This is a genomic window from Vagococcus lutrae (assembly GCF_003987555.1).
Lineage (GTDB): Bacteria > Bacillota > Bacilli > Lactobacillales > Vagococcaceae > Vagococcus_A > Vagococcus_A lutrae.
Map to the genome: position 1 here is coordinate 42,735 of NZ_NGJW01000002.1, position 23,442 is coordinate 66,176.

The following is a 23,442-nucleotide window of genomic DNA, read 5'->3' on the forward strand; positions in this document are numbered from 1 at the left end:
TTGCGAAAGAAAGAGGCCGAGCAAATGAAATTTGGTCAACAATTATCCCAACAACAAAAACAAGTCCAAAAACTGGCAATGACTCAAACGTTACAACAATCGATTCAGATGTTGCATTATAATACAGAAGATTTATTTAAGTTTTTAGAATCTAAAGCATTAGAAAATCCTCTTTTAGATGTAAAGATTACTCGAGATTATGCTGAACCGACGTATAAATCTCGTGGCTATCAAGGAGACGACCAAGAAGAGTTAAACTATCTTAATCAAATTCCAGATAATCAAACGTCTTTGTTTGAACATCTGGTTGAACAGATTCATTTAAATTATCGTGATACTTATTTACGTCAGTTAGTCTTCTTCTTAGTCGAGTATATTGATGTTAATGGTTATTTAACGATTACGTTAGAAGATATGATGTCACAAACAGGGGCAGAGTTTTTACAAGCCTTAGATGCGCTGACGTTATTGCAGCAATTAGAACCGGCAGGTGTCGGGGCTAGAGATTTACAAGAGTGTCTCATGTTGCAAATTGAACGCGATGAATCTGCTCCTAGCATGGCTTATATTGTGATAGAAGAACATTTTGAAGACTTTGCTCATCGTCGATGGGAAAAGATTGCGAAAGATTATCAAATCTCTGTTTCAGAAATTCAAAAAATATCTGATTATATCCAATTATTAACGCCTAATCCAGGAGCTGGGTATGGAGAAGTTCTTTCGCAAACGATATATCCAGACATTATTGTCAAAGTAAATGACCATCAGGAGATTGAGGTTTTATCGACAAAAAGTGGCAAGCCAACTGTTGACTTCCAGTCTTCTTATTTTGAACGAATGGCACAAGTCGAGGACCCGGAAGTACAAGAGTATTTAAATGAAAAAAAGGCAGAGTTTGAATGGTTAAAGCGTAGCGTGGAGCAGCGTGGCGACACGATTTTGAATGTCGGAACAGAGATTGTTAAAAGACAAAAATCTTTCTTTTTAGATCATAGTGCTCCTTTGGTTCCTATGAAATTAAAAGAAATTGCTGAAGTACTTAACGTTCATGAGTCAACTGTTAGTCGAGCAGTGAATGGCAAGTATTTACAGACAGATGCAGGTACATTTGAATTGCGCTCTTTCTTTACTACTGGTTTAAGTCAAGGGGATGATTCTCAAGATGACGTGTCAGCGGACAGTGTGCAAAAAGAAATTGCTCGTATAATAGCTGAAGAAGATAAAAGAAAACCACTATCTGATCAAAAAATTGTATCCTTACTAAAAGAAAAAGATATTGAAATATCACGTCGGACGGTTGCGAAGTATCGTGATATTCTCGCCATTCCTTCGTCTACAAAGAGAAAACGATTTGATTAGTGATAGAGAAGGAAAGGGGATAGATAGATGAAAATTGAAGGCAATGACAAAACATTAAAAGTGATGCAGCAAGAATTGGACGACTATATTCAACAATTTAAAGTAGGTTACTTTACCCCGCTATCACAACTAGCGCGCTTGACTGAAGAAGTTGGAGAATTGGCACGAGAAGTAAGTGATGTTTATGGTGAAAAGCCAAAGAAAGCGACTGAAAATAGTGGGTCAGTAGCAGAGGAGTTAGGAGATGTGTTAATTACTACTTTGATTATGGCGAACTCTTTAGACCTCGATATGACCGACATATTTAATCGTAATATGGAAAAATTTAATCAGCGAGATGCTCATCGTTTCGAGCGAAAAGAGCAAGATAAAATTAGTAAAAGTTGAGGAGCGACGGCAAATGTTAAGTAACCCATTACCAGAAGAATTTATCAAAGGATTACATATTATAGAAGAGTTAGAAGCAGCAGGCTTTGAAGCATATTTTGTAGGGGGAAGTGTTCGTGATTATTTATTAAATCGGCCGATACACGATGTTGATATTGCGACAAGTGCGTACCCTGAAGAAGTCAAACAGGTTTTTAGTCAAACGATAGATGTCGGTATCGAGCACGGAACCGTTCTTGTCATTTCTGATTATGGTCAGTATGAGGTCACTACGTTTCGAACGGAGTCGACCTATCAAGATTTTCGACGTCCAGATGAGGTCACCTTTGTTCGAAGCTTAGCAGAAGATTTAAAAAGACGTGATTTTACAATAAACGCTCTAGCAATGACTAAAACGGGTGCTATTATTGACTATTTTGATGGTCAAATCGATTTGGAAAATAAACAATTACGTGCCGTAGGAGAGCCGACGGAACGGTTTTATGAGGATGCTTTACGCATGTTGCGTGGGGTTCGTTTTGCGAGTCAATTAGGATTTGAGATTGAAGCAAAAACTTTTGAAGCGATTAAAAAACATCATCCATTGTTAGCCCATGTATCAATCGAAAGAACACATATTGAATGGATTAAGATGATGATGGGGGATTACCGTAATAAAGGACTCGTGAGTTTTCTAGATAGCAACCTATCAGAAATGTGTCCCGGCTTTGCAAATCAAAAACAACGATTGATGTCATTAATCACACTGGAGGCGGTACCGATTGAAAGTGAACTTGCTGTGTGGGGACTGGTGGTCGATGCGTTGGAACTTAAAGGTCAGTCGCGTTTAAACTTTATTAAAAGCTGGAAACTGTCTAATCAATTAAAATTACAAATTATTAACGTGACGGACGCCTTAACCTTTTTAAAAATAAGTGATTGGGATACGATGACACTATATGGCTTGTCACCGTTTGAAGTTGCCACAGTCGAAAACATTCGTTATTTGAAAACGGGCGTTGATTGCTCAAGAGACACTCTTAAACGACATGATAACTTGCCTATTCATAGTAAGGCGGATTTAGCTATCAATGGTCGAGATATTTTAAACTTTTTACACAAAGAGCCGGGCAAATGGCTTGGTGAAACACTAAATGAACTTGAAGAAGCAGTGTTATGTGGTAAAGTCGCAAATGATAAAGTGGCATTAATGACTTATATAGAAAAAGAAAAGAGGAATTAATATGTCAGTGTTTAATTATCAAGCTGAAGCACAACATGCTGCAAGTGCAATGGGGTCAGGCGAGTTAGAAGTTGTAGCTACTCCTGCCTTAATTGCCTTTGCTGAAAATGCTTGTCACCAATTAGTTGAGTTAGCAGCAGGAGAAACATCTGTAGGAACGTTTATTGAATTAAACCATTTAAAAGCGTCGCGCATACCAGAAGAAATCAAAGTAGATGTGAAAGACGTCACGAGAGAAGGGAATCGCCTTTCTTTTATTTTCGAAATCAGAGATTCCTCTCAGTTAATTGCTACTGGCAAACATCAACGTGCTGTTGTGGATGTTGACCGCTTTTTATCGTCAATAAAATAAAAAAGAATATTTCACAAATTTCTTGCTATTATAAAAGTTTGTGATATAATGAACTTATAAAGATAAAAGGAGCGATTCAAATGACAAAACAAATGACTGCATTAAAATTCTTCTTCCGCAATGGTGAAACTTGGACGATAAAACGTGAAAATATTGGCGACTTATGGATTAAACAAATCTCAACAAGCTTTGGTCGAATTAACGGCAGTGATTTTCAAAAAATCAATCCTTGCGAAGCTTTAAGAATTGAAATTTTAGAAGAAGCTGATCATGTACAAACGGATGATATCAACTTGGGCGGTCTTGAGATGGGAATGTTTGCTCGTGCTTTAAAATACGAAGATATTGAAAAAATGGCAATTGTTTTTGACAATGGAACTGAAGATTTAATTTACTTCCCATACGAAGATAAAATGACAGAAGGTCAAGAAGGTTTGGATAACAAACATCAAACGACTAAAATTGGCAAGAACAAAAACTTATACATCGTCATCGATCCGAAAGAAACAGTCGAAACACTTTATCAAGATAAATAACAACTTTAGCTGCCAAATAATTGGCAGCTTTTTTTGTCTTCTTGACCAAAGTTTCTTAACACTTTGCTGAAAAGCGAGCGATTTCATGTATTTCATGATAAAAGATGATAAATTATGATAAGTAAGTTTAATTATGATATAGAAAAGAGTGAGACAATGGAAAAACACTGGTGGCAAGAAGTTGTTGTTTATCAAATTTATCCACGAAGTTTTAAAGATAGCAATGGTGATGGAATTGGTGATATTCCAGGGATGATTGAAAAGCTTGATTATCTAGCAGAATTAGGGATAGGGGCTATTTGGTTATCACCTGTCTATCAATCACCAAATGATGATAACGGATATGATATTTCAGATTATGAGGCGATAATGTCAGAGTTTGGCACGATGGCTGATATGGATAAATTTATTGAAGAAGCGAATCAACGGAATATAAAAGTCATTATGGACTTAGTTGTGAACCACACGTCAGACGAACACCCTTGGTTCTTAGAAGCAAAATCATCAAAGGATAGTCCGTATCGTGATTATTACGTATGGGCGGACGCTGCAGCAGACGGTAGTGCGCCAAACGATTTACGTTCAATTTTCTCTGGTAGTGCTTGGGAATGGCACGAGGATTCTGGTCAGTACTACTTACATCTATTTAGTAAAAAACAGCCAGATTTAAATTGGGAAAATGAAGAAATGCGTCAGTCGGTATATGACATGATGAACTACTGGATAGATAAGGGGATTGGTGGTTTCCGTTTAGATGTGATTGATTTGATAGGAAAACAGCCGATGAAAGAAATTACGGGTAACGGTCCACTTCTCCATGATTATTTACAAGAAATGAATCAAGCGACGTTTGGTCAACATGATTTACTAACTGTTGGTGAAACATGGGGGGCAACACCTGAGATTGCCAAATGGTACTCACATCCTGACCGTAATGAATTATCAATGGTTTTTCAATTTGAACATATTGGATTAGATCAGCAAGAAGGAAAAGACAAATGGGACTTAAAACCATTAGATAAGAAAGAATTAAAAGAGGTTTTAGCTAAATGGCAAATCGAGTTAGGAAATGAAGGGTGGAACTCGCTGTTTTGGAACAATCACGACTTACCTCGCATGATTTCACGATGGGGAAATGATAATGAGCATCGCGTGATGAGTGCCAAAATGTTAGCTATTTTACTACACATGATGAAAGGGACACCTTATATTTATCAAGGCGAAGAAATTGGAATGACAAATACGCCTATTAATGATATTAGTGAAGCTTCTGATATTGAAACGCTCAATATGTATCACGAGCGTTTGGCAAACGGCTATTCAAAAGAAGAGCTTATTCGTTCGATTAATACCAAAGGTCGTGATAATGCACGTCGACCTATGGCGTGGGATGATTCTGAAAACGGCGGTTTCTCGACAGGGACACCATGGCTCAGTTTAAATCCTAATTTTAGTGAAATTAATGTCGCACAAGCATTAGCAGATGAGTCTTCTATTTTTTATACTTATAAAAAGCTCGTTCATTTACGTAAAGAACATCCTGTTATGGTGTGGGGGGACTTTGAACTAGTGGAAACAGCTGACGAAGTCTTTAGTTATTACCGCACATTAAACGATACACGTTGGTTAATTGTGACGAATTTTTCTAATGAAGAACAGGCGTTTCACGCAACAGATGAAGTTATTCAGACAGTGATTCACAATGCTGAAGAAACGGTAACGTCATTAGAAAATAAAACACTTGCCCCTTGGGAAGCGTTTGTCGTGGAAGTTAAAAATGAAGATTAAGAGATAAAAGGAGTTAGTTATGACAAAGTGGTGGAAAGAAGCAGTTGGCTATCAAATTTATCCAAGAAGTTTTTTGGATGTCAATCAAGATGGTATTGGCGATTTAAAAGGAGTAACGGCTAAGCTGCCTTATTTGAAAGAGTTAGGTATAGATTTTATATGGCTAACGCCCATTTTTGCCTCGCCCAATGTTGATAATGGTTATGATATCTCTGATTATCAAGCAATTGCGCCAGAATTTGGGACGATGGCTGATTTTCATGAGTTAGTGAAGGAAGCAAAGGCGCTAGGCATCAAGCTCATTTTGGATTTAGTGATTAATCATACGTCCAATCAGCATGAATGGTTTAAACAATCATGTCTTGGAAAAGATAATCCTTATAGTGATTACTACATATGGCATCCTCCTGTAAATGGCAAAGAACCGAATGATTGGCAATCTATTTTCGGTGGTTCTGTATGGGAATATCATGAAGGTAGGGGAGAATACTACTTCCATGCATTCGCAAAAGAACAGCCTGACCTAAATTGGGAATCCGAACAAATGAAACAAGATATTTTTGAAATGATTGAATGGTGGATTGCTCAAGGAATAGACGGTTTCCGTATTGATGCTATATCACACGTTAAGAAAGCGAGTTGGGATACACCGATTGACCCGACGAATGTCAGTGCTCCTTATCAAAACGTCACAGGAATTGATAAGTATCTCAATGAATTGAGTGCTTTGTTAAGAAAACATGGGATGATGTCTGTAGGGGAAGCCTCAGGTGTGACAGCTGCAGAAGCACCGATTTGGGTTGGAGATGATGGCTATTTTGATATGATTTTTGAATTTGAACATATTAATCTATGGCGGGATAAAACAGATGAAGGGGTGGCGATTAAGCCATTTAAAGATGCGTTAATCCGCTGGCAACACGCGGTAGCAGATGATAAGGGTTGGAATGCTCTTTATATGGAAAATCATGACGTGCCTCGTAGCATCTCAGCGTTTGGAAATGATGCGCCTGAATGGCGAGAAAAATCCGGGAAAGCATTAGCAATGGCTTATATGCTGTTACAAGGAACCCCCTTTATTTATCAAGGTCAAGAAATCGGGATGATTAACAACGAGTTTCGAACGATTGAGGATATTGACGCTGTTGACTCGCGTCATCTATATTACCGATTACGTGAAGAAGGACTATCTGAAGCTGAAGCAATGAGTGTTGTTTCAGAAACGACACGTGATAATGCTCGTACACCGATGCAGTGGAATGACAGTCATTATGCAGGTTTTTCAGAAACGACGCCTTGGTTAGCCGTCAATCAAAGTAAAGACTGGATTAATGTGGCAGATGCCCTATCTCAACCAGATTCACTGTTTCATTTTTACCAAACATTGATTCAATTACGCAAAACGCACGCGGCCTTTATTGACGGGAAGTTTTTGGACTTATCTACGGATAATGAGGTTGTCTTTGCTTATCAACGTTTCGATGACAAGGAATGTTTTACGATAGTAGTCAATTTAAGTCAAAAAGTATGTCATGAAACATGGCTATCAGATTATCAAGAGGATAACTTGATTTTATCTAATCAATCAAGTCACAACTTAACGACGTTAGAACCATTTGAAGCACGTCTATATCGTAACTAGTAAAAAGCTGTCTATCAAGGCAGCTTTTTTTTGAATAAAATGAACTTTTGAAAAATATAGTTCATTCTGTTAAAATGAATGGATGATTAAAAGGAAGACAGGTGTAACAATATGAAAGAGTTGCGTGTCGATACATTAACAAAAACGTACGGTGATAAGATGTTGTTTGATAACATCTCTTTTTTAATTCATTCAAAAGATAAAATAGGTTTAATCGGGATCAATGGGACAGGTAAAAGTAGCTTGTTAAAAATATTAGCAGAAGTCGATGTTGCTGATAGTGGTCAATTGGAAAAACCACATGATTATACTGTCAGTTATTTACGTCAAGATACTGTTTTTCAAGATGAACGTTCGATTTTAGAATTAGTATTTGAAGGGGAGTCTCCTATTTTTAAAGCAGTCAGACAGTATGAACACGCGTTAAATCAATTAGCTCTAGACGGGGAATCTGCTCAGGCTCAAAAAGCGTATGCGCAAGCAGAAGAAATGATGAATAAACAAGACGCTTGGGAAGCAGATACAAATGCCAAGATTATTTTACAACAACTAGGCATTAGCGAGTTAGACCGTCGCGTGTGTGATTTATCTGGAGGACAGCAAAAACGTGTGGCGTTAGCTCAAGTGTTAATTCAAGAACCGGATTTACTTTTACTAGATGAACCGACGAACCACTTAGATTATGCAGCGATTGAATGGCTAGAAAAATATTTAAACCAATATCGTGGTGCGCTTGTCATGGTCACGCATGACCGCTACTTTTTAGATAAAGTAACTAATCGCATATTTGAGTTATCTGGAGGACGGATACACGAATATCAAGGGAATTATCAAACGTATTTAGAACAAAAAAGTGAACGAGAAGAACAAGCGGTTAAGCAACAACATAAACAAAAACAGTTATACAAGCAAGAATTAGCTTGGATGCGTGCAGGTGTTAAAGCACGTGGAACGAAACAGCAAGCACGTATCGATCGTTTTAAAGATTTGGAACATCAAGTTAAGCAACCAGGACTAAACGATGATAACGTTGAAATAGATATTGCGACGAAACGATTAGGTAAAAAAGTGTTAGAATTAAAAAATGCTTCTTTAAACTTAAATAATCAACCGATTTTAAAAGAGGTTGATTTATTGATTCAATCCAATGAGCGCTTGGGAATTACTGGAAAGAACGGTGCAGGAAAATCTTCCTTACTAAATGTTCTCGCTCAACAATTGCCGCTCGACAGTGGTGTTTTAGAAATCGGTGAGACTGTGCGAATGGCGTACTATACGCAAAACAATGAGCCTATTAGTGACAACGTCAGAATGATTGAATACTTACAAGAAGCAGCGGAAAGAGTCACAACACAGTCAGGAGAGGCTATCAGTGTGACAGAAATGTTAGAACGTTTTCTATTCCCTAGAGCCACTCATGGAACACTCGTGCATAAATTGTCAGGTGGCGAACAACGTCGTTTGTACTTATTAAAATTATTAATTAGTCAACCTAATGTGCTATTACTCGATGAACCAACTAATGACTTAGATATTGACACATTAACCGTCTTAGAAGACTACTTGGCGACATTCAATGGGGCAGTGATTGCTGTCAGTCATGACCGTTACTTTTTAGACAAAATAATGAAACGTTTATTAGTTTTTAAAGGGCATGGAAACATCACTTCTTATTATGGTACAATGAGTGATTATTTGATCTATCAAAAAGAGCAAGAAAAAGAAAAAAGAAAAGAAGTAAAATCTGAAAAAGAAGCCATTCAATCTATCGTGCCAGAAAAGCCGAAGAAAAAACGCCTGTCTTATCACGAGAAAAAAGAGTGGGAAACGATTCTTACGGATATTGATAAGTTAGAAACACAAATAGAAGAGATTCAACAAGAGATGGTGGAACAAAGCTCTGACTTTACTGCGTTACAAAATTTACAGACCGCCTTAGAAGAAGCGGAAGAGGCACTGCTTGAAAAGATGGAGCGTTGGGAATATTTGAGTGAAATTGCTGAAGAGTGATAATTTGTTAAAATTTAAGGAGGAGTAACAGGTGACACGTGCATATATGGACTTATGTCAAAAAGTTTTAGACGAAGGAATTGAAAAGACAGATCGGACAGGAACCGGAACGAAGAGTATATTTGGCTATCAAATGCGCTTTGATTTAAGTGAAGGTTTTCCTCTTTTGACAACTAAACGTGTCCCCTTTAGTTTAATCAAAAGTGAATTATTATGGTTTATTAAAGGAGATACCAATATCCGCTATCTATTAGAACATAATAACCACATTTGGGATGAGTGGGCTTTTGAACGCTACGTTAAAAGTGAGTCATATAAAGGACCAGATATGACCGATTTTGGACGTCGTGCGTTAAAGGATGCCGAATTCAATACTGTTTATCAAAAAGAGAAACAACAGTTTTGTGACCGTATTTTAAACGATGAAAAGTTTGCCGAACAATTTGGTGATTTAGGCAACGTTTACGGGTCACAATGGCGTCACTGGCAAACGAAAAAAGGTGAAACAATCGACCAGCTAAAAGATGTTATTGAAATGATTAAAACCAATCCTGATTCCCGTCGTTTAATAGTTTCCGCTTGGAATCCTGAAGATGTTCCGTCAATGGCGTTGCCACCTTGTCATACACTCTTCCAATTTTATGTTGCAAATGGTAAACTAAGTTGTCAGTTATATCAAAGAAGTGGAGATATCTTTTTGGGTGTTCCATTTAATATCGCGAGTTATGCGTTGCTAACGCATTTAATCGCACATGAGACAGGATTGGAAGTAGGCGAGTTTGTTCATACGCTTGGCGATGCTCATATTTATGCAAACCACTACGGCCAAGTAGAAGAATTGTTAGCGCGCGAGCCAAAAGAAAAACCAACATTATGGTTAAATCCAGATAAACAGTCAGTTTTTGATTTTGATATGACCGATATACAGATTGAGCATTATCATCCGCATCCAGCTATAAAAGCACCGATTGCGGTTTAAAGAACGAGAGATTTTAGGAGGATTTTTATTATGTTAGCAGCTATTTGGGCACAAGATGAAGAGGGGTTGATAGGGAAGGACGATGCGTTACCGTGGCGTCTACCAAACGATTTATCTTTTTTCCGGAATACCACAGAAAATAATACGATTGTGATGGGACGTAAGACCTTTGAAGGAATGAACAAGCGACCGTTGCCTAATCGTCACACGATTGTGTTAACTTCTGATACTTCCTATCAAGCGGAAGGCATTCAAGTTATGCATACTGTTGAGGAAGTTCTTGCCTATGCTGAGTCGTATGACGGTATTGTTTTTATTACAGGTGGGGCAAATGTCTATCGACAATTTTTTCCTCATGCGGATATTCTTTATCGTACAGTCATTCATGAAATCTTTGAAGGGGATACTTATATTCCAGAACCTAACTGGGATGACTGGAGTATGATTGATATAAGCGAAGGAACGATGGATGCTGAAAATCGTTATGCCCATACCTTTGAAACATATAAACGAAAAAACAATTAGATTTTTAACTTAAAGTAGCCGAAAGATAGCTGCTTTAAGTTTTTTTATTTTATTATATAAAAGTTAAGATGACGCGTGAAAGTTGTAGAAATACTTTAAAATAGTGACTTGGTGTGTTACTATAAGTTAGATTCATCGTGAGATAATTAAATCATCGCGTGAAAATAAACAAGCATCGTCTAGCGATGTTTTTTTGGAGTGAGGACAACATGTGTGGTATTGTAGGATTCGTTAACACAACTCAAACTATCGATGAAAAAACAACCGTAATTAATAATATGATGGAAACGATTGTTCATCGTGGTCCTAATAGTTCGGGTCACTTTGTAGATGAACAAGTAGCACTAGGTTTTCGTAGATTAAGTATTATTGATTTAGAGGGCGGTTCACAACCTTTATATAACGAAGATAAAACAAAAGTCATTATTTTTAATGGTGAAATTTATAATTTTCAAAACTTAAGAAATGAGCTTATAGAAAAAGGACATATCTTTACAACAAAAACGGATACAGAAGTTATTCTTCATGGTTATGAAGAATTTGGAAAAGATATCTTACACCGTTTACGTGGTATGTTTGCGTTTGCGATTTGGGATACGGTTACTGGCGAATTATTTGGCGCGCGTGACCACTTTGGTATCAAACCATATTACTACACAGAGATGAACGGGACATTTATGTTTGGTTCTGAGATTAAAAGTCTAATGGCTCATCCAGATTTTAAAAAAGAATTAAATAAAGAAGCATTAAAACCTTATATGACGTTCCAATATTCCGCTTTAAGTGAGACTTTCTTCAAGAATGTCTACCGTATACCAGAAGGTCATTACTATACATACCATAACGGTCAGTTGAATATAGAGCGTTATTGGGATCCAGAGTTTAGAGAAGAAGATATGACCTTAGAACAAGCGGTTGATGAAATCGAAGCAGCTGTTAAAGAATCTGTTGAAGTTCACGCTATTAGCGATGTCAAAGTCGGATCATTTCTATCAAGTGGTGTCGACTCAAGTTATGTGACAGCGACGCTACGTCCTGATTATACATTCTCGATTGGATTTGGAGATAAAACATATAATGAATCTCACGAAGCGAAACGTTTAACCGACAAATTGGGACTTAAAAATTATTCTAAACTTGTTACAGGAGAAGAAGCATTTCAATACTTCCCATTAATTCAATATCATTTAGACGAGCCTGATTCTAATCCATCATGTGTGCCTTTATACTTCTTGTCAGAAATGGCCAGTGAGAAAGTAACAGTAGTTTTGTCAGGTGAAGGTGCCGATGAATTATTTGCGGGTTATCAAAACTATGGATTTAATAGTGGCTCCAAAATGGTCCGCGTTGTCGCTGAAGGACTAAAGAAATTACCTAAAAAAGCACGTTATAATATTGCACGCACAATTGATAAAATGCCAACGTTTAAAGGTAGTTTGCATTTATATACGTCACTGGCACCGGCAGAAGAATTCTTTATCGGTCAAGCGGAAGTCTTTAAAGAAGCAGAAGCGGATAACTACTTGAAATCAGATTATCAAAAGAGTCAGACGGTGAAAGATATTGTAATGGACGTATACAAACGTGTGCCACATTTACCTGAAGTTAAAAAAATGCAATATCTGGATGTCCATCAATGGATGCCAAAAGATATTTTATTAAAAGCCGACAAACTAAGTATGGCTCATTCACTAGAAATACGTGTGCCTTTACTCGATATTAAAATGATGGAGCTTGCTGAGCGCATCCCGACGAAACATCTTATCAATGCTGAAAACACAAAATATGCTTTTAGAAAAGCAGCGAATCGTCACCTGCCAGATGAATGGGCAGACCGTGAAAAACTCGGTTTCCCTGTGCCGATAAAAGACTGGTTACGTGAAGAACGTTTCTACCTTCACATTCGTCAACTTTTCTTAGAAGATTTTGTAAATGAGTTCTTCGAGCAAGATAAAATTGTGGCGTTATTAGACGGAAACTTCCGTGGTGAAAATGATGATCGTCGTAAGATTTGGACGATTTATACTTTCTTAGTATGGTATAAGATTTACTTTATCGATGAAGAAAAACCACAAGCTATCCCGGTAGCGTAAGCAAAACAAAAAGCTGGAAGCAAATGCTTACCAGTTTTTTGTATATATGACTCAGATAGTATAAAAAAAGGTGGTAAAAATATGACACAATTAAACACTTGGGTGGAAGAAATAAAAAAGCACAATCTTTTAAAAGAAATCATCTTTCATAATCAATGGTATACGAACGTACCTGTAGACAATGTATTGGCAGAAATCCAGCATATTACATATGATTCGCGTGATATAAAAGAAAATACGCTCTTCTTTTGCAAAGGGGCGAACTTTCATCTCTCTTATTTAGAACAAGCAATTAAAGATGGTGCAACTTGTTATATAAGCGAAACACCTTATGAAGTAGATGAGAACGTGCTGGGTATTATTGTCACAGATGTTAAAAAAGCCATGGCTGTCGTTAGTCAACTCTTTTACAATCATCCTGAAAAAGAACTAAAAATTGTGGCATATACTGGTACGAAAGGCAAAACGACTTCCACATATTTATGTTATGAAATTTTAAAAAGAGAAACGCAAGGACATGTCGCGTTTTTCTCTACGTTGGAAACCAATTTAGGTGCGGGTGAAACGTTTAAATCTAAGCTAACTACGCCGGAATCCCTTGACCTTTATCGGATGATGCGTCAAGCAGTGACAAATGGTATGACCCATCTAGTCATGGAAGTTTCTTCGCAAGCTTATAAATTAGAGCGCGTATATAATCTTACGTTTGACGTCGGAGTTTTTCTGAACATTTCGCCAGACCACATTAGTGATATCGAACATCCAACATTTGATGATTACTTTTATTGTAAGCGACAATTATTAGCGAATAGTCGCCAAATTATTTTAAACGCTGACAGTGACTATGCTGACTTTTTATATGAATACGCAAAACAGTATACATCCGATATCATAACGTTTGGGGAACAAGAGGATGTCGATGTTAATTGGCAATCAATCAATGCTCATTCATTTTCTATAGATAACCATTCCTCTTTACCGATTGAATCGACCACGTATCAACTAGCAATGGAAGGTTACTTTAATCATAGCAATGCCACAAGTGCCTTAATTGCAACAAGTTTAGTCGGAGCGCAAGCTAGTTCTCAAAAAGAAGGTTTGGCGGTCGCACAGATTGATGGACGCATGAAAAAACTGATGTTACCTAACAATAGTCCGGTTTATATCGACTATGCGCATAATTATTTGAGCTTGGCAACACTGGTCGGGTTTGTTAAAAGTGAGTATCCAGAAAAACGAGTGCATTTGGTAATTGGCAGTACGGGAGATAAGGCGCAGTCACGACGTTACGATTTTGCTAGAGTTATCTCAGAGTCCATTAACAAAGCCTATCTTACAACGGATGACCCTGGTAGCGAGTCAGCGCTTGATATTGCCGAAACGATAAAACAAAATGTGACGAGTTCGGTGGATATGGTGATTGAATTAGACCGAGAAAAAGCAATAAATATGGCGTTATCGGAAATGAGCGAACATGATGTTTTAGTTATTGCAGGGAAAGGTTCAGACCGTTATCAAATTATTAACGGCGAACACATTCCTTACTTAGGTGACCAAACTGTCGTAGAAAAATGGATAGAGAAAGAAGGATTAAAATGAACACGTCACTAACAGAAAAATTTGTGCCGATATTACTTGGTAGTGATATTAACGTTTATGGAATGGCACGTTCTTTTTATGAAGCCTATGGTATGGTTTCTGAAGCGTATGGCGCAGCTGAATTAGCGGCAACGAAATATAGTAAGATTGTTAATTTACATGTGGTTTCACATTTTAATGAAGATCCTACATTTATCGAAACAATGCGTAAAGTAGCAAAGGAATATGAAAATGATCATCGTATTCTAATGTTAATTCCATGTGGAGATGGTTATACGGAGCTTTTAGCACGACATAAAGATGAATTGACATCTTGGTTTGTTTGTCCGACGATTGACACTGAATTACAGCAGACATTGTCCAATAAGGTGTCATTCTATGAAACGTGTGAGAAGTACGGTTTACCTTATCCTAAAACAATGGTTATTACTAAGGACATGATGGAAACAACCGACGAGATAGCGCCACCATTTTCGTTTCCAGTCGCTTTAAAACCAGCGGATAGCGTGTCATATTTAGATGTATCATTTGAAGGACGTAAGAAAGCGTATATTATTGAAAATCAAGCAGAATTTCAAGATATCTTAAATAAAATTTATGAAAATGGCTATACAGCAGAGATGATTTGTCAGGATTTCATTCCTGGAGATGATTCACATATGCGTGTGTTAAATGCCTATGTTGACCAACATCATCAAGTTAGAATGATGTGCTTAGGGCATCCTTTATTAGAGGATCCGACACCTGGTTCAGTCGGTAACTATATGGCGATTATGCCAGACTTTAATGATGATATTTACCGCCGCATTAAGAAATTTTTAGAAGAGATTGAATATACTGGATTTGCTAACTTTGATATGAAATACGATGCGCGTGACGGTGAGTATAAATTATTTGAAATTAACTTACGACAAGGACGTAGTAGTTTCTATGTGACACTATTTGGTTATAATCTAGCTAAATATATTACGGAAGATTATGTCTTAAATAAACCATTCACTAAAACGACTATTGGACATGGTGACAAGTTATGGATTGGTGCACCAGTCAAAGTGTTAAAAGAGTATATTGCTGATAGCCCTGACAAAGAAGAAGCAATGGATTATATTCAAAATAAAAAATATGGTTCAACTATCTTTTTTAAGAAGGATATGAACTTGCGCCGCTTTGTTTTAGTGCGTTATATGTTTTATCAATATCATGCTCGTTTTAAAAAATACTTTAAACAAAAGAAGGGGTAAGCTATGAAAGATTTCTTTGTCATATTAGGTGGTATGGGCACACAAGCAACTGAAAGCTTCGTTCATTTATTAAATAAACGGACACCTGCAAAAAAAGACCAAGATTATTTAAATTACTGCTTATTTAATCATGCAACGGTCCCTGATCGTACCGCATACATTCTTGATACGACGCTAGACAGTCCAGTAGAGGCTTTAACGGAAGATATCCGACAATTATCACCTCTACATCCTTCCTTTTTTGTTTTAACGTGCAATACAGCTCATTATTTTTACAATGAGCTACAAACACAGACGGAGATTCCTATTTTACACATGCCCCGTATTGCGGTAGAGCAGGTTGTCAAGAGCTATTCTCATCTCAATCGAAAGATTAGAGTAGGCCTTTTAGCCACAACTGGTACGGTATCCTCGGGTGTTTATCATCACGAAATGGAAAAACATGAGCAAATTGAGCTCGTAATGGCATCCAAAGAGATTCAAGAAGAAGTTATGACGCTAATTTATGATGATATCAAGGCTCAAAACTATTTAAATGAAGAACGCTATCAATATATTTTGAAAGAAATGATGGAAGAAGAGGCGTGTGATGTGGTTATTCTAGGATGTACGGAATTATCGCTAATGCAAGCTGAAACATTACAAACAAAATTTCCGGTAATTGACGCGCAATCTGAATTAGTCGATGCAACGATTGAACGTGTTTTATCGCGTCGTTAAAAAATCTACCTGTTAACTTGAGTTAACAGGTAGATTTTTTTAATTATTTTTTATGTGTAAAATAAAACGGAGAAGTACATTAAACCAGCACCCAACAGAACAAAGAAATGCCAAACAACGTGCATGAATTTAACATTTTTCAGACTGTAAAACAGTGCGCCAACGGTATAAGCAACCCCGCCTCCAGCAAGGAGTAATGTCCCTTCAACGCCAAGTCCATTAAAAAGTGGTTTGAAAGCAAATAGACATAACCAACCCATAATAATGTAAAGCACGACGTCTGTTTTTCCTTTTTTCTTTAAAAACAAGGATTTATAAATGACGCCAGCAATTGCTAAAGCCCATACTGCTAAGCACAGTCCCCAACCTAAAGGACCTTTGATGACTGTTAAGCAGAATGGTGTGTAGCTACCTGCGATAAGTAAATAAATAGAACTATGGTCAAAAACTTGAAAGACCGTTTTCGCTTTAGTGAAAATCAAACTATGAAATAGGGTAGAAGATAAAAATAAAAGAATGAGGGTAGCACCATATATGGCGTAAGAAACGACATGGATAGGCGACCCCATCTTTGCTCCTTTGACTAATAAAATAACTAATCCAGCAATGCTTAAACCAACGCCAATTCCGTGTGTGACGGCGTTTAAAACCTCATTAACGATTAAATATCTTTTCGATGAATAGGATTGCTCCATATTTCCACGTCCTTTCGACTATTTTTAAGTGAAAAACCCTTTCTTATCTGTTATACTTGAAAGGAAGTATCTCTCTGATACTTATTCTACACGAAAAAACTCTTTTGTAAAAGGATGGGTATAAATATGACCAAAGTTAAAATTGTGACAGATTCAGCTTGCACGATGGAACCAGGACTGGCTGAAAAATTAGGAATTAAAATTGTTTCGCTTTCCGTCATGGTAGATGATGTAATTTATCGTGATGCGGATTTGGATGGCGACGATTTTATGGACATGATGGCGAATGCTAAAGCTCTTCCTAAAACAAGTCAACCTCCAATTGGCGAATTCGTAGAAGCTTATGATGAATTAGGGAAAGACGGTAGTAGCGTTATATCCATTCATTTAACTAATTTGCTAAGTGGTACAGTTGAAGCAGCAAGACAGGCTGCACAAATTAGTAAAACCGATGTCACTGTGATTGACAGCACTTTTGCAGACCAAGGGACAAGCTTTCAAGTTATCCGTGCTGCAGAAATGGCACTTGAAGGTGCTACAAAAGAAGAAATTATTCAAGAAGTTGAAAAAGTAAAAGAAAACACTACCTTATATATCGGTGTCGCATCACTAGATAATTTAGTGAAAGGTGGCCGAATTAGTCGTGCGACTGGGGTTTTATCAAATGTGTTTAATATCCGCGTCGTCATGCAACTGTTAGATACAGGACTCGTTACAAAAAGTAAAGGTCGTGGCGTAAAAGCTTTCATTAAATGGTTTGAAGAGGCGAAAGAAGAAATCGCAAGCAAAAAAAATATTCGTGCGATTGGGATTACTCATGCAGATGGATTGGATATAGCTACATATTATAAAGAAGAACTACAAAAAATGTTTCCTCAAATGCATATTCCATTATTAACGACATCTTCAACTATTTCAACTCATGCGGGTAAAGGTGCATTTGCGATTATGTATTATACAGATTAATTAAAAACAGATCATTTGATCTGTTTTTTTATTCCAAATAGATAAGAGGGATAATATGAGAATTTTTCAAAAATATTTTGGTGAATTATTAGGCTTTATCCTATGTTTAACCTTAGCTGTAGTGGCTCTGACTCTTTTCATTCCAAAACAGCCAAATTTAATGAAGCCGAATGAGCAACGCATTAAATATAAGGATAGCTTAGAATACGTAGCAATCGGCGACTCCCTGACTGAAGGTATTGGTGATATTGAAAATAAAGGTGGCTATGTCCCGATAGTCACTGATAAATTACGAGAAGCTACCGGTATAGAGGCGATTGACGCATCTAATTTTGGTAAAGCAGGTGACACGAGTAGTCAAATTAAAAAGCGGATTGAGTCGAATGATGAGATTCAAGCGAGTTTAAAAAAGGCAGACTTTATTTTACTAACTGTTGGCGGAAATGACTTGATGAAAGTGATACGAAAGCAATTATTTAAAGAGTTGGATGTTACAACTTTTGCTAAACCAGCGACTGATTATCAAAATAATTTATCTGCTTTGTATGAAACCATTCGAATGTATAATAAAAAGGCACCTATTTTTCAGTTAGGAATTTATAATCCTTTTTATTTAACTTTTCAAGAAATTGAAGGAATGGATGAGATTGTGACACGGTGGAATGAGCGAAGCGAATTAGTGACAAAAGAAGATAAACGAGCGTACTTTGTTCCAATAGATGAATTATTATCTTCTGGTATGGATACCACATCAGAAACAACTGAAAACAATCTATTGTCTGATGAAGATAAATTTCATCCAAATCGGATGGGGTACCAGCTTATTGCGAATCAATTTACCGAAAAATTAATAAGTGAAAAGAGTGAGTGGCTTGAAAAAAAATGATATGAATGTAGAAAGCAATCATAAACAAAAGGCTGTTAAGAAAAATCCATGGCGTATTGCGTTCTTTTCTTTAATCGGCGTATTACTAGCGGTTATTTTGTTTGTAGGATATAGAATCACGGATAAAAGAGAAGTGACATATCGACAAGAAGTGGAACAACGAGTTAAAACACAAGCTGATCCAAGCTTTCAGCTTACAAGTACTAAAAAACAGTTGAATTTTGTGATTAGTCATTATTTAAATGAGTTCTTAAAAGACTCCGGTGTTTCTTATGATTTTTATTTAGAAGATCAAGCGTTATTAACAGGGACATTTAAGTTACTAGGGTATCCAGTTGAATTTTATTTATATTTTGACCCGTATGTCATGGAAAATGGGAATATACAGCTTAAGGCTCGCAATATTTCTTTAGGTAGTTTACAATTACCTATAAGTTATGTGATGAAACAATTAGAGCATGGCTTAGAGATACCGAAATGGGTTGAGTTTAATTCTGAAGAAACGTATATCATAGTTCATTTAGATCAACTACCATTAAAAAATGGTTTACGTTTAAAAGCAGACCGGATTAATTTGGTAGATGATGATATTCGCATGAGTGTTTATTTGCCCATAGAAAATAAGTAGGAGGGACAACATGAAAAAACAAGCGATATTTGCTGGAGGATGTTTTTGGTGTATGGTGCAGCCATTTGACGAACGCCCTGGGATTATTTCAGTGATTTCAGGTTACACGGGTGGTCACGTAGTAAATCCAACTTACGAGGAAGTTTGTTCAGGAAAGACGGGACATACGGAAGCTGTTGAGATTACTTATGATGACAGTATTATCTCATTTGAAGAGTTAGTCGAAATATATTGGCAACAAACTGATCCAACCGATATTGGGGGTCAGTTTCAAGATAGAGGGGATAGTTATCGTCCTGTTATTTTTTATGAAAATGAGGAAGAAAAAAACATTGCCCTAAAAAGTAAAAAAACTTTGGATGCATCAGGACGTTATTGTACGCCGGTAGTTACTAAAATTGAGCCTAAACAACCTTTTTATCCGGCGGAAGACTATCATCAAGATTTTTATAAAAAAGATCCTTCACGATATAAGATGAGTAGTAGAAGCCGTCAACAATTTTTAAAAAAGGTTTGGAAGGATGACGTGAATGCGTAGTTTTTACGATTATATTTTATCGCAAAGGCAAGCACGTAGTAACACTGCACGGTCACGACTTTGCGAAGCGATTGCTCAAGATTCTCAATTTCATAAACACGATAGCAGTTATCATCGTATTAGTTCATACTTAGAAGACTATGGTGACTATGTTGAGACGATGGATGTCTTCGACTTGCTGTGGGAAGATTATTTAATCGCAACTAAACAAACAGACAGTAAATATTAAATATGAAGAAAAGAGTATTGTAAATGGAATGGTGGAATAAAATCAAGCAACAAACAACAATTCGTCGCACACTTGCATTAGTTTTAATTGGCATATTGTTGTATATATTTCGAAGTATCATAAATCTGTTACTTATTACATTTATCTTGACGTATTTATTGACTCGTCTAGTAAATCTCTTGTATCAAAAAACAAAAATTCCAAAGCAAGTTATCATAATATTTACATACTTGCTTATTGTATTAGGGTTATATTTTTCGATTACGGTGTATGTACCGAAACTTTTTAGTCAGACTATCTCGATGATTGAGTCGGTTTTTGCTTTTTACCAACATCCAGAGAATCAAGTCGGCGCAAAGGGATTGTGGCAATGGTTAAGTGAAAATGTCGGCTTAACAGATATTAAAAACCAAATTACCTCTGGAGTCCGTGTTGTGTTTGACACTATTTCAAGCATTGGCTCGATTGGTTTAACATTTTTACTAGCCTTTGTACTAAGTTTCTTTTTCTTAATCGAAGAAGACTGGGTTAAAGATTTTTCTAAAGGGTTTAAAAACAGTAAGATAGCCCTTTTCAGTGAGGACGTCGCTTATCTCGGGAAAAAATTTATTAATACGTTTGGTGTGGTACTTGAAGCACAGTTTATTATTGCTCTGGTTAATACTGTTTTAACGACTATTGCATTATCATTAATGAAGTTCCCACAATTATTAAGTTTGGCACTTATGATTTTTATTTTAAGTTTGATTCCAGTAGCAGGGGTTATCATTTCATGTATTCCCTTGTCATTGATTGCTTATTCTATTGGCGGAATTCAAGATGTTATCTACGTGTTAATTGTGATTGCGGTAATCCATGCTATTGAATCTTATTTCTTAAACCCTAAACTAATGAGTAGTAAAACGAATTTACCTGTATTTTATGTGTTTATCGTTTTAATGTTCTCCGAAAAGTTTTTTGGCGTTTGGGGGTTGGTTCTCGGGATTCCGACATTTGTTTTTATTCTTGATTTACTGGAAGTAAAAATGCCTGAAACTAAAATATTGAAAGCTAAAGAAAAATAACACATTTTGTGTTATTTTTTTTATTGACATTTCAAAACTCTCTATCATTTTAAAAAAGAAAATTAATCACTAAGCAACAATTGTAATATTAATGTCTTATAACTGATTTTATATTGCTATAATGTTACATTTGTATTACAATAGATAAAGGCATCGTTATATTAAAGGGGGATTTCATATGCCGATATCACAACAAAAGAAACGCATTTATATAGATGGATTAGACGGCTTACGTGCGATTGCCGTTCTAATAGTTTTAACCTATCACTTTCGCTCACATTTTGTGAAAGGTGGCTTTATAGGAGTCGATATTTTTTTCGTTCTTTCTGCCTATTTAATAACTAATTTACTAAACGATGAATGGCAAAAAAAAGAAACAATTGATATCCAAGCCTTTTGGCAACGCAGATTTCGGCGGTTGATTCCAGCTGTTGTATCAGTCATTCTCGTGACGTTTATTGCGATTTTATTTTTTTCCCATACCTCATGGTTGAATCAATTAAAAGATAGTCTAGCAGCTTTAACATATACTAGTAATTGGTGGTACATCTACAAAAAAGTCCCATACGCTGATTTTTTTAGTCAGCCGACGCCGCTCAAACATTTGTGGTCTTTGGCAGTTGAAGCGCAATTTTATTTAATCTATCCTTTTATCTTTGTTTATCTTAAGAGAAAAGAAGATAAAGCAGTAAAGACTTGGCAAGTTTGGGGGATTTTTGCCTTGATTTCTGCTATCCTAATGGGCTTGCTTTATCAGCCGGAATCTTTCGATCGTGTCTATTATGGTACCGACACCCGGTTCTTTTCTTTTATGATTGGAGCGATACTGGGAACAGTTTGGCCTTGGGGACGACTTAATGCGAATCCTCCGCAAACGGTGACACGTGTTTTAGATATTACAGGAATTATTAGTTTCTCTGTGTTAATGTTACTAGCGATACGCGTGACTGAGTTTCAAAAATGGATGTATCCGGTTGGATTTATAGTAGTGTCTGTTTTTTCTGCTTTACTGATTGCGGTTATCGCTCATCCAGGTTCAAGAGTCCATTTGTTTTTTGAGCATCCTTTACTAAGATGGATTGGGCAGCGATCATATAGTATTTATTTATGGCATTATCCGATTATTATTTTGACAACTCCTTCAAAACTTAAATTTACACAACATTTTATACTGATATTATTACAAGTTGTCTTAATTTTTATAGTAGCGCATTTTTCTTATTTATTTATTGAGCAACCTCTTAAACGTTCACCTCTAAAAAAATGGGGACGTGATATGAAGCAGGCTTATCATGATAATAAACGGATTGCATTAAATCTTTTGGTAAGTTCGTCTTTATTGCTATCTTTAATAATTGGTACTAATTTGGTTGCGGCAAAGTCTGTGGAGCAACATTCTGACAGAAAAGCAAAAACAGTACAAACAGAAGTAAGAGAAAAAGATACTATAAAGACTGAAGAAACTGAGCCTATAAAAAAACAAACAATTAATAAAATGATTGTGATTGGCGATTCCATTATTCTAGGAGCAGAAAATGAACTAAAAGAACGTTTTCCAGGAATCATTGTTGATGCACATGTGGGACGACAAATGAGTGAAGGTATTGTTTTGCTAGAAGAAAAATATCATAAAGAATTAGGAAAAGAAACGTTGTTGATTGTCGAGTTAGGCTCCAATGGTCCGTTTTCAAAGCGGGATTTGACTCATCTATTATCACTAGCAGGTGATAGTCATGTGATGTTTATTAATGCCTACGTGCCACTTAACTGGCAAGATGAAGTTAATCAACTTTTATGGACGGCGACACACGAAAATGACAAGTTGACGCTAGTTGATTGGTACTCGGTAGCTCAGAGTAACTTACAATTATTAGAAGAAGACGGTGTTCATTTAAATCCTGATGGAGCTTCAGTTTATGTTGATTTAATTCAACAACAACTTCAATCTTTTGACCTTATTTTAAAACAACCATAATTTTATTA

General features: G+C 36.5%; 22 protein-coding genes. 21 read left to right on the top strand and 1 reads right to left on the bottom strand.

Annotated features, from left to right (window positions below):
- Nucleotides 1–24 precede the first annotated feature (24 nt).
- The 14 genes from rpoN (at nt 25) to CBF33_RS01965 (ending at nt 16,453) form a co-directional block, all read left to right on the top strand.
- Nucleotides 25–1,359 (top strand): RNA polymerase factor sigma-54, encoded by a 1,335-nt coding sequence (gene rpoN, locus CBF33_RS01900; RefSeq protein ID WP_126761080.1) that lies wholly within the window; start codon nt 25–27, stop codon nt 1,357–1,359.
- 27 nt (nt 1,360–1,386) lie between these two features.
- Nucleotides 1,387–1,746, top strand: a complete 360-nt coding sequence (locus CBF33_RS01905) for a nucleotide pyrophosphohydrolase (protein ID WP_126761082.1) — start codon at nt 1,387–1,389, stop codon at nt 1,744–1,746.
- Between the two features lie 13 nt (nt 1,747–1,759).
- Nucleotides 1,760–2,968: a CCA tRNA nucleotidyltransferase gene (locus CBF33_RS01910; protein WP_126761084.1), complete on the top strand. Its 1,209-nt coding sequence runs from the start codon at nt 1,760–1,762 to the stop codon at nt 2,966–2,968.
- A gap of 1 nt (nt 2,969) precedes the next feature.
- Nucleotides 2,970–3,320 carry a thioesterase family protein gene (locus CBF33_RS01915; protein WP_126761087.1) on the top strand — a complete coding sequence of 117 codons (351 nt, stop codon included), beginning with the start codon at nt 2,970–2,972 and terminating at the stop codon, nt 3,318–3,320.
- 80 nt (nt 3,321–3,400) lie between these two features.
- Nucleotides 3,401–3,856 carry a hypothetical protein gene (locus tag CBF33_RS01920; RefSeq protein ID WP_023606207.1) on the top strand — a complete coding sequence of 152 codons (456 nt, stop codon included), beginning with the start codon at nt 3,401–3,403 and terminating at the stop codon, nt 3,854–3,856.
- Between the two features lie 156 nt (nt 3,857–4,012).
- On the top strand, nt 4,013–5,644 hold the full coding sequence (locus CBF33_RS01925; protein WP_126761089.1) for an alpha-glucosidase: 1,632 nt from the start codon (nt 4,013–4,015) through the stop codon (nt 5,642–5,644).
- 19 nt (nt 5,645–5,663) lie between these two features.
- Nucleotides 5,664–7,286, top strand: coding sequence for a glycoside hydrolase family 13 protein (locus CBF33_RS01930; protein WP_126761091.1), 1,623 nt, complete (start codon nt 5,664–5,666; stop codon nt 7,284–7,286).
- 111 nt (nt 7,287–7,397) lie between these two features.
- On the top strand, nt 7,398–9,296 hold the full coding sequence (locus tag CBF33_RS01935; RefSeq protein ID WP_126761093.1) for an ABC-F family ATP-binding cassette domain-containing protein: 1,899 nt from the start codon (nt 7,398–7,400) through the stop codon (nt 9,294–9,296).
- Nucleotides 9,297–9,327: 31 nt separating this feature from the next.
- On the top strand, nt 9,328–10,275 hold the full coding sequence (locus tag CBF33_RS01940; protein ID WP_126761095.1) for a thymidylate synthase: 948 nt from the start codon (nt 9,328–9,330) through the stop codon (nt 10,273–10,275).
- Nucleotides 10,276–10,305: 30 nt separating this feature from the next.
- Nucleotides 10,306–10,800, top strand: coding sequence for a dihydrofolate reductase (locus CBF33_RS01945; RefSeq protein ID WP_126761098.1), 495 nt, complete (start codon nt 10,306–10,308; stop codon nt 10,798–10,800).
- A 209-nt stretch (nt 10,801–11,009) separates the two neighbouring features.
- Entirely contained in the window at nt 11,010–12,893 is a 1,884-nt protein-coding gene (gene asnB / locus CBF33_RS01950; RefSeq protein ID WP_126761100.1) for an asparagine synthase (glutamine-hydrolyzing), read from the top strand.
- 81 nt (nt 12,894–12,974) lie between these two features.
- Nucleotides 12,975–14,492 (top strand): UDP-N-acetylmuramyl-tripeptide synthetase, encoded by a 1,518-nt coding sequence (gene murE, locus CBF33_RS01955; RefSeq protein ID WP_126761102.1) that lies wholly within the window; start codon nt 12,975–12,977, stop codon nt 14,490–14,492.
- Nucleotides 14,489–15,733 (top strand): carboxylate--amine ligase, encoded by a 1,245-nt coding sequence (locus CBF33_RS01960; RefSeq protein WP_126761104.1) that lies wholly within the window; start codon nt 14,489–14,491, stop codon nt 15,731–15,733. Before murE ends, CBF33_RS01960 begins: the two co-directional genes overlap by 4 nt.
- Nucleotides 15,734–15,736: 3 nt before the next feature.
- Nucleotides 15,737–16,453: an amino acid racemase gene (locus tag CBF33_RS01965; protein ID WP_126761106.1), complete on the top strand. Its 717-nt coding sequence runs from the start codon at nt 15,737–15,739 to the stop codon at nt 16,451–16,453.
- 50 nt (nt 16,454–16,503) lie between these two features.
- Here CBF33_RS01965 and trhA read toward each other — a convergent pair whose 3' ends face one another.
- On the bottom strand, nt 16,504–17,148 hold the full coding sequence (trhA, locus tag CBF33_RS01970) for a PAQR family membrane homeostasis protein TrhA (RefSeq protein WP_126761108.1): 645 nt from the start codon (nt 17,146–17,148) through the stop codon (nt 16,504–16,506).
- Nucleotides 17,149–17,274: 126 nt separating this feature from the next.
- Here trhA and CBF33_RS01975 point away from each other — a divergent pair, with 126 nt between their 5' ends.
- The 7 genes from CBF33_RS01975 to CBF33_RS02005 all read left to right on the top strand — a co-directional run bounded on the left by CBF33_RS01975 (nt 17,275) and on the right by CBF33_RS02005 (nt 23,434).
- Complete coding sequence (locus CBF33_RS01975; RefSeq protein WP_126761110.1) at nt 17,275–18,114, top strand: DegV family protein; 840 nt, start codon at nt 17,275–17,277, stop codon at nt 18,112–18,114.
- A 55-nt stretch (nt 18,115–18,169) separates the two neighbouring features.
- The gene (locus tag CBF33_RS01980) at nt 18,170–19,000 is read left to right on the top strand and encodes an SGNH/GDSL hydrolase family protein (RefSeq protein ID WP_126761112.1); all 831 of its coding nucleotides are present in this window, start codon (nt 18,170–18,172) and stop codon (nt 18,998–19,000) included.
- Complete coding sequence (locus tag CBF33_RS01985; RefSeq protein ID WP_244919672.1) at nt 18,987–19,628, top strand: YpmS family protein; 642 nt, start codon at nt 18,987–18,989, stop codon at nt 19,626–19,628. The genes CBF33_RS01980 and CBF33_RS01985 overlap by 14 nt, the downstream gene beginning before the upstream one ends.
- Before the next feature lie 10 nt (nt 19,629–19,638).
- The gene (gene msrA, locus CBF33_RS01990; protein ID WP_126761114.1) at nt 19,639–20,166 is read left to right on the top strand and encodes a peptide-methionine (S)-S-oxide reductase MsrA; all 528 of its coding nucleotides are present in this window, start codon (nt 19,639–19,641) and stop codon (nt 20,164–20,166) included.
- Nucleotides 20,159–20,395 (top strand): YozE family protein, encoded by a 237-nt coding sequence (locus CBF33_RS01995; RefSeq protein ID WP_126761116.1) that lies wholly within the window; start codon nt 20,159–20,161, stop codon nt 20,393–20,395. Before msrA ends, CBF33_RS01995 begins: the two co-directional genes overlap by 8 nt.
- A 23-nt stretch (nt 20,396–20,418) precedes the next feature.
- On the top strand, nt 20,419–21,459 hold the full coding sequence (locus CBF33_RS02000; protein WP_126761118.1) for an AI-2E family transporter: 1,041 nt from the start codon (nt 20,419–20,421) through the stop codon (nt 21,457–21,459).
- 178 nt (nt 21,460–21,637) lie between these two features.
- Complete coding sequence (locus tag CBF33_RS02005; RefSeq protein WP_126761120.1) at nt 21,638–23,434, top strand: acyltransferase family protein; 1,797 nt, start codon at nt 21,638–21,640, stop codon at nt 23,432–23,434.
- Nucleotides 23,435–23,442 lie beyond the last annotated feature (8 nt).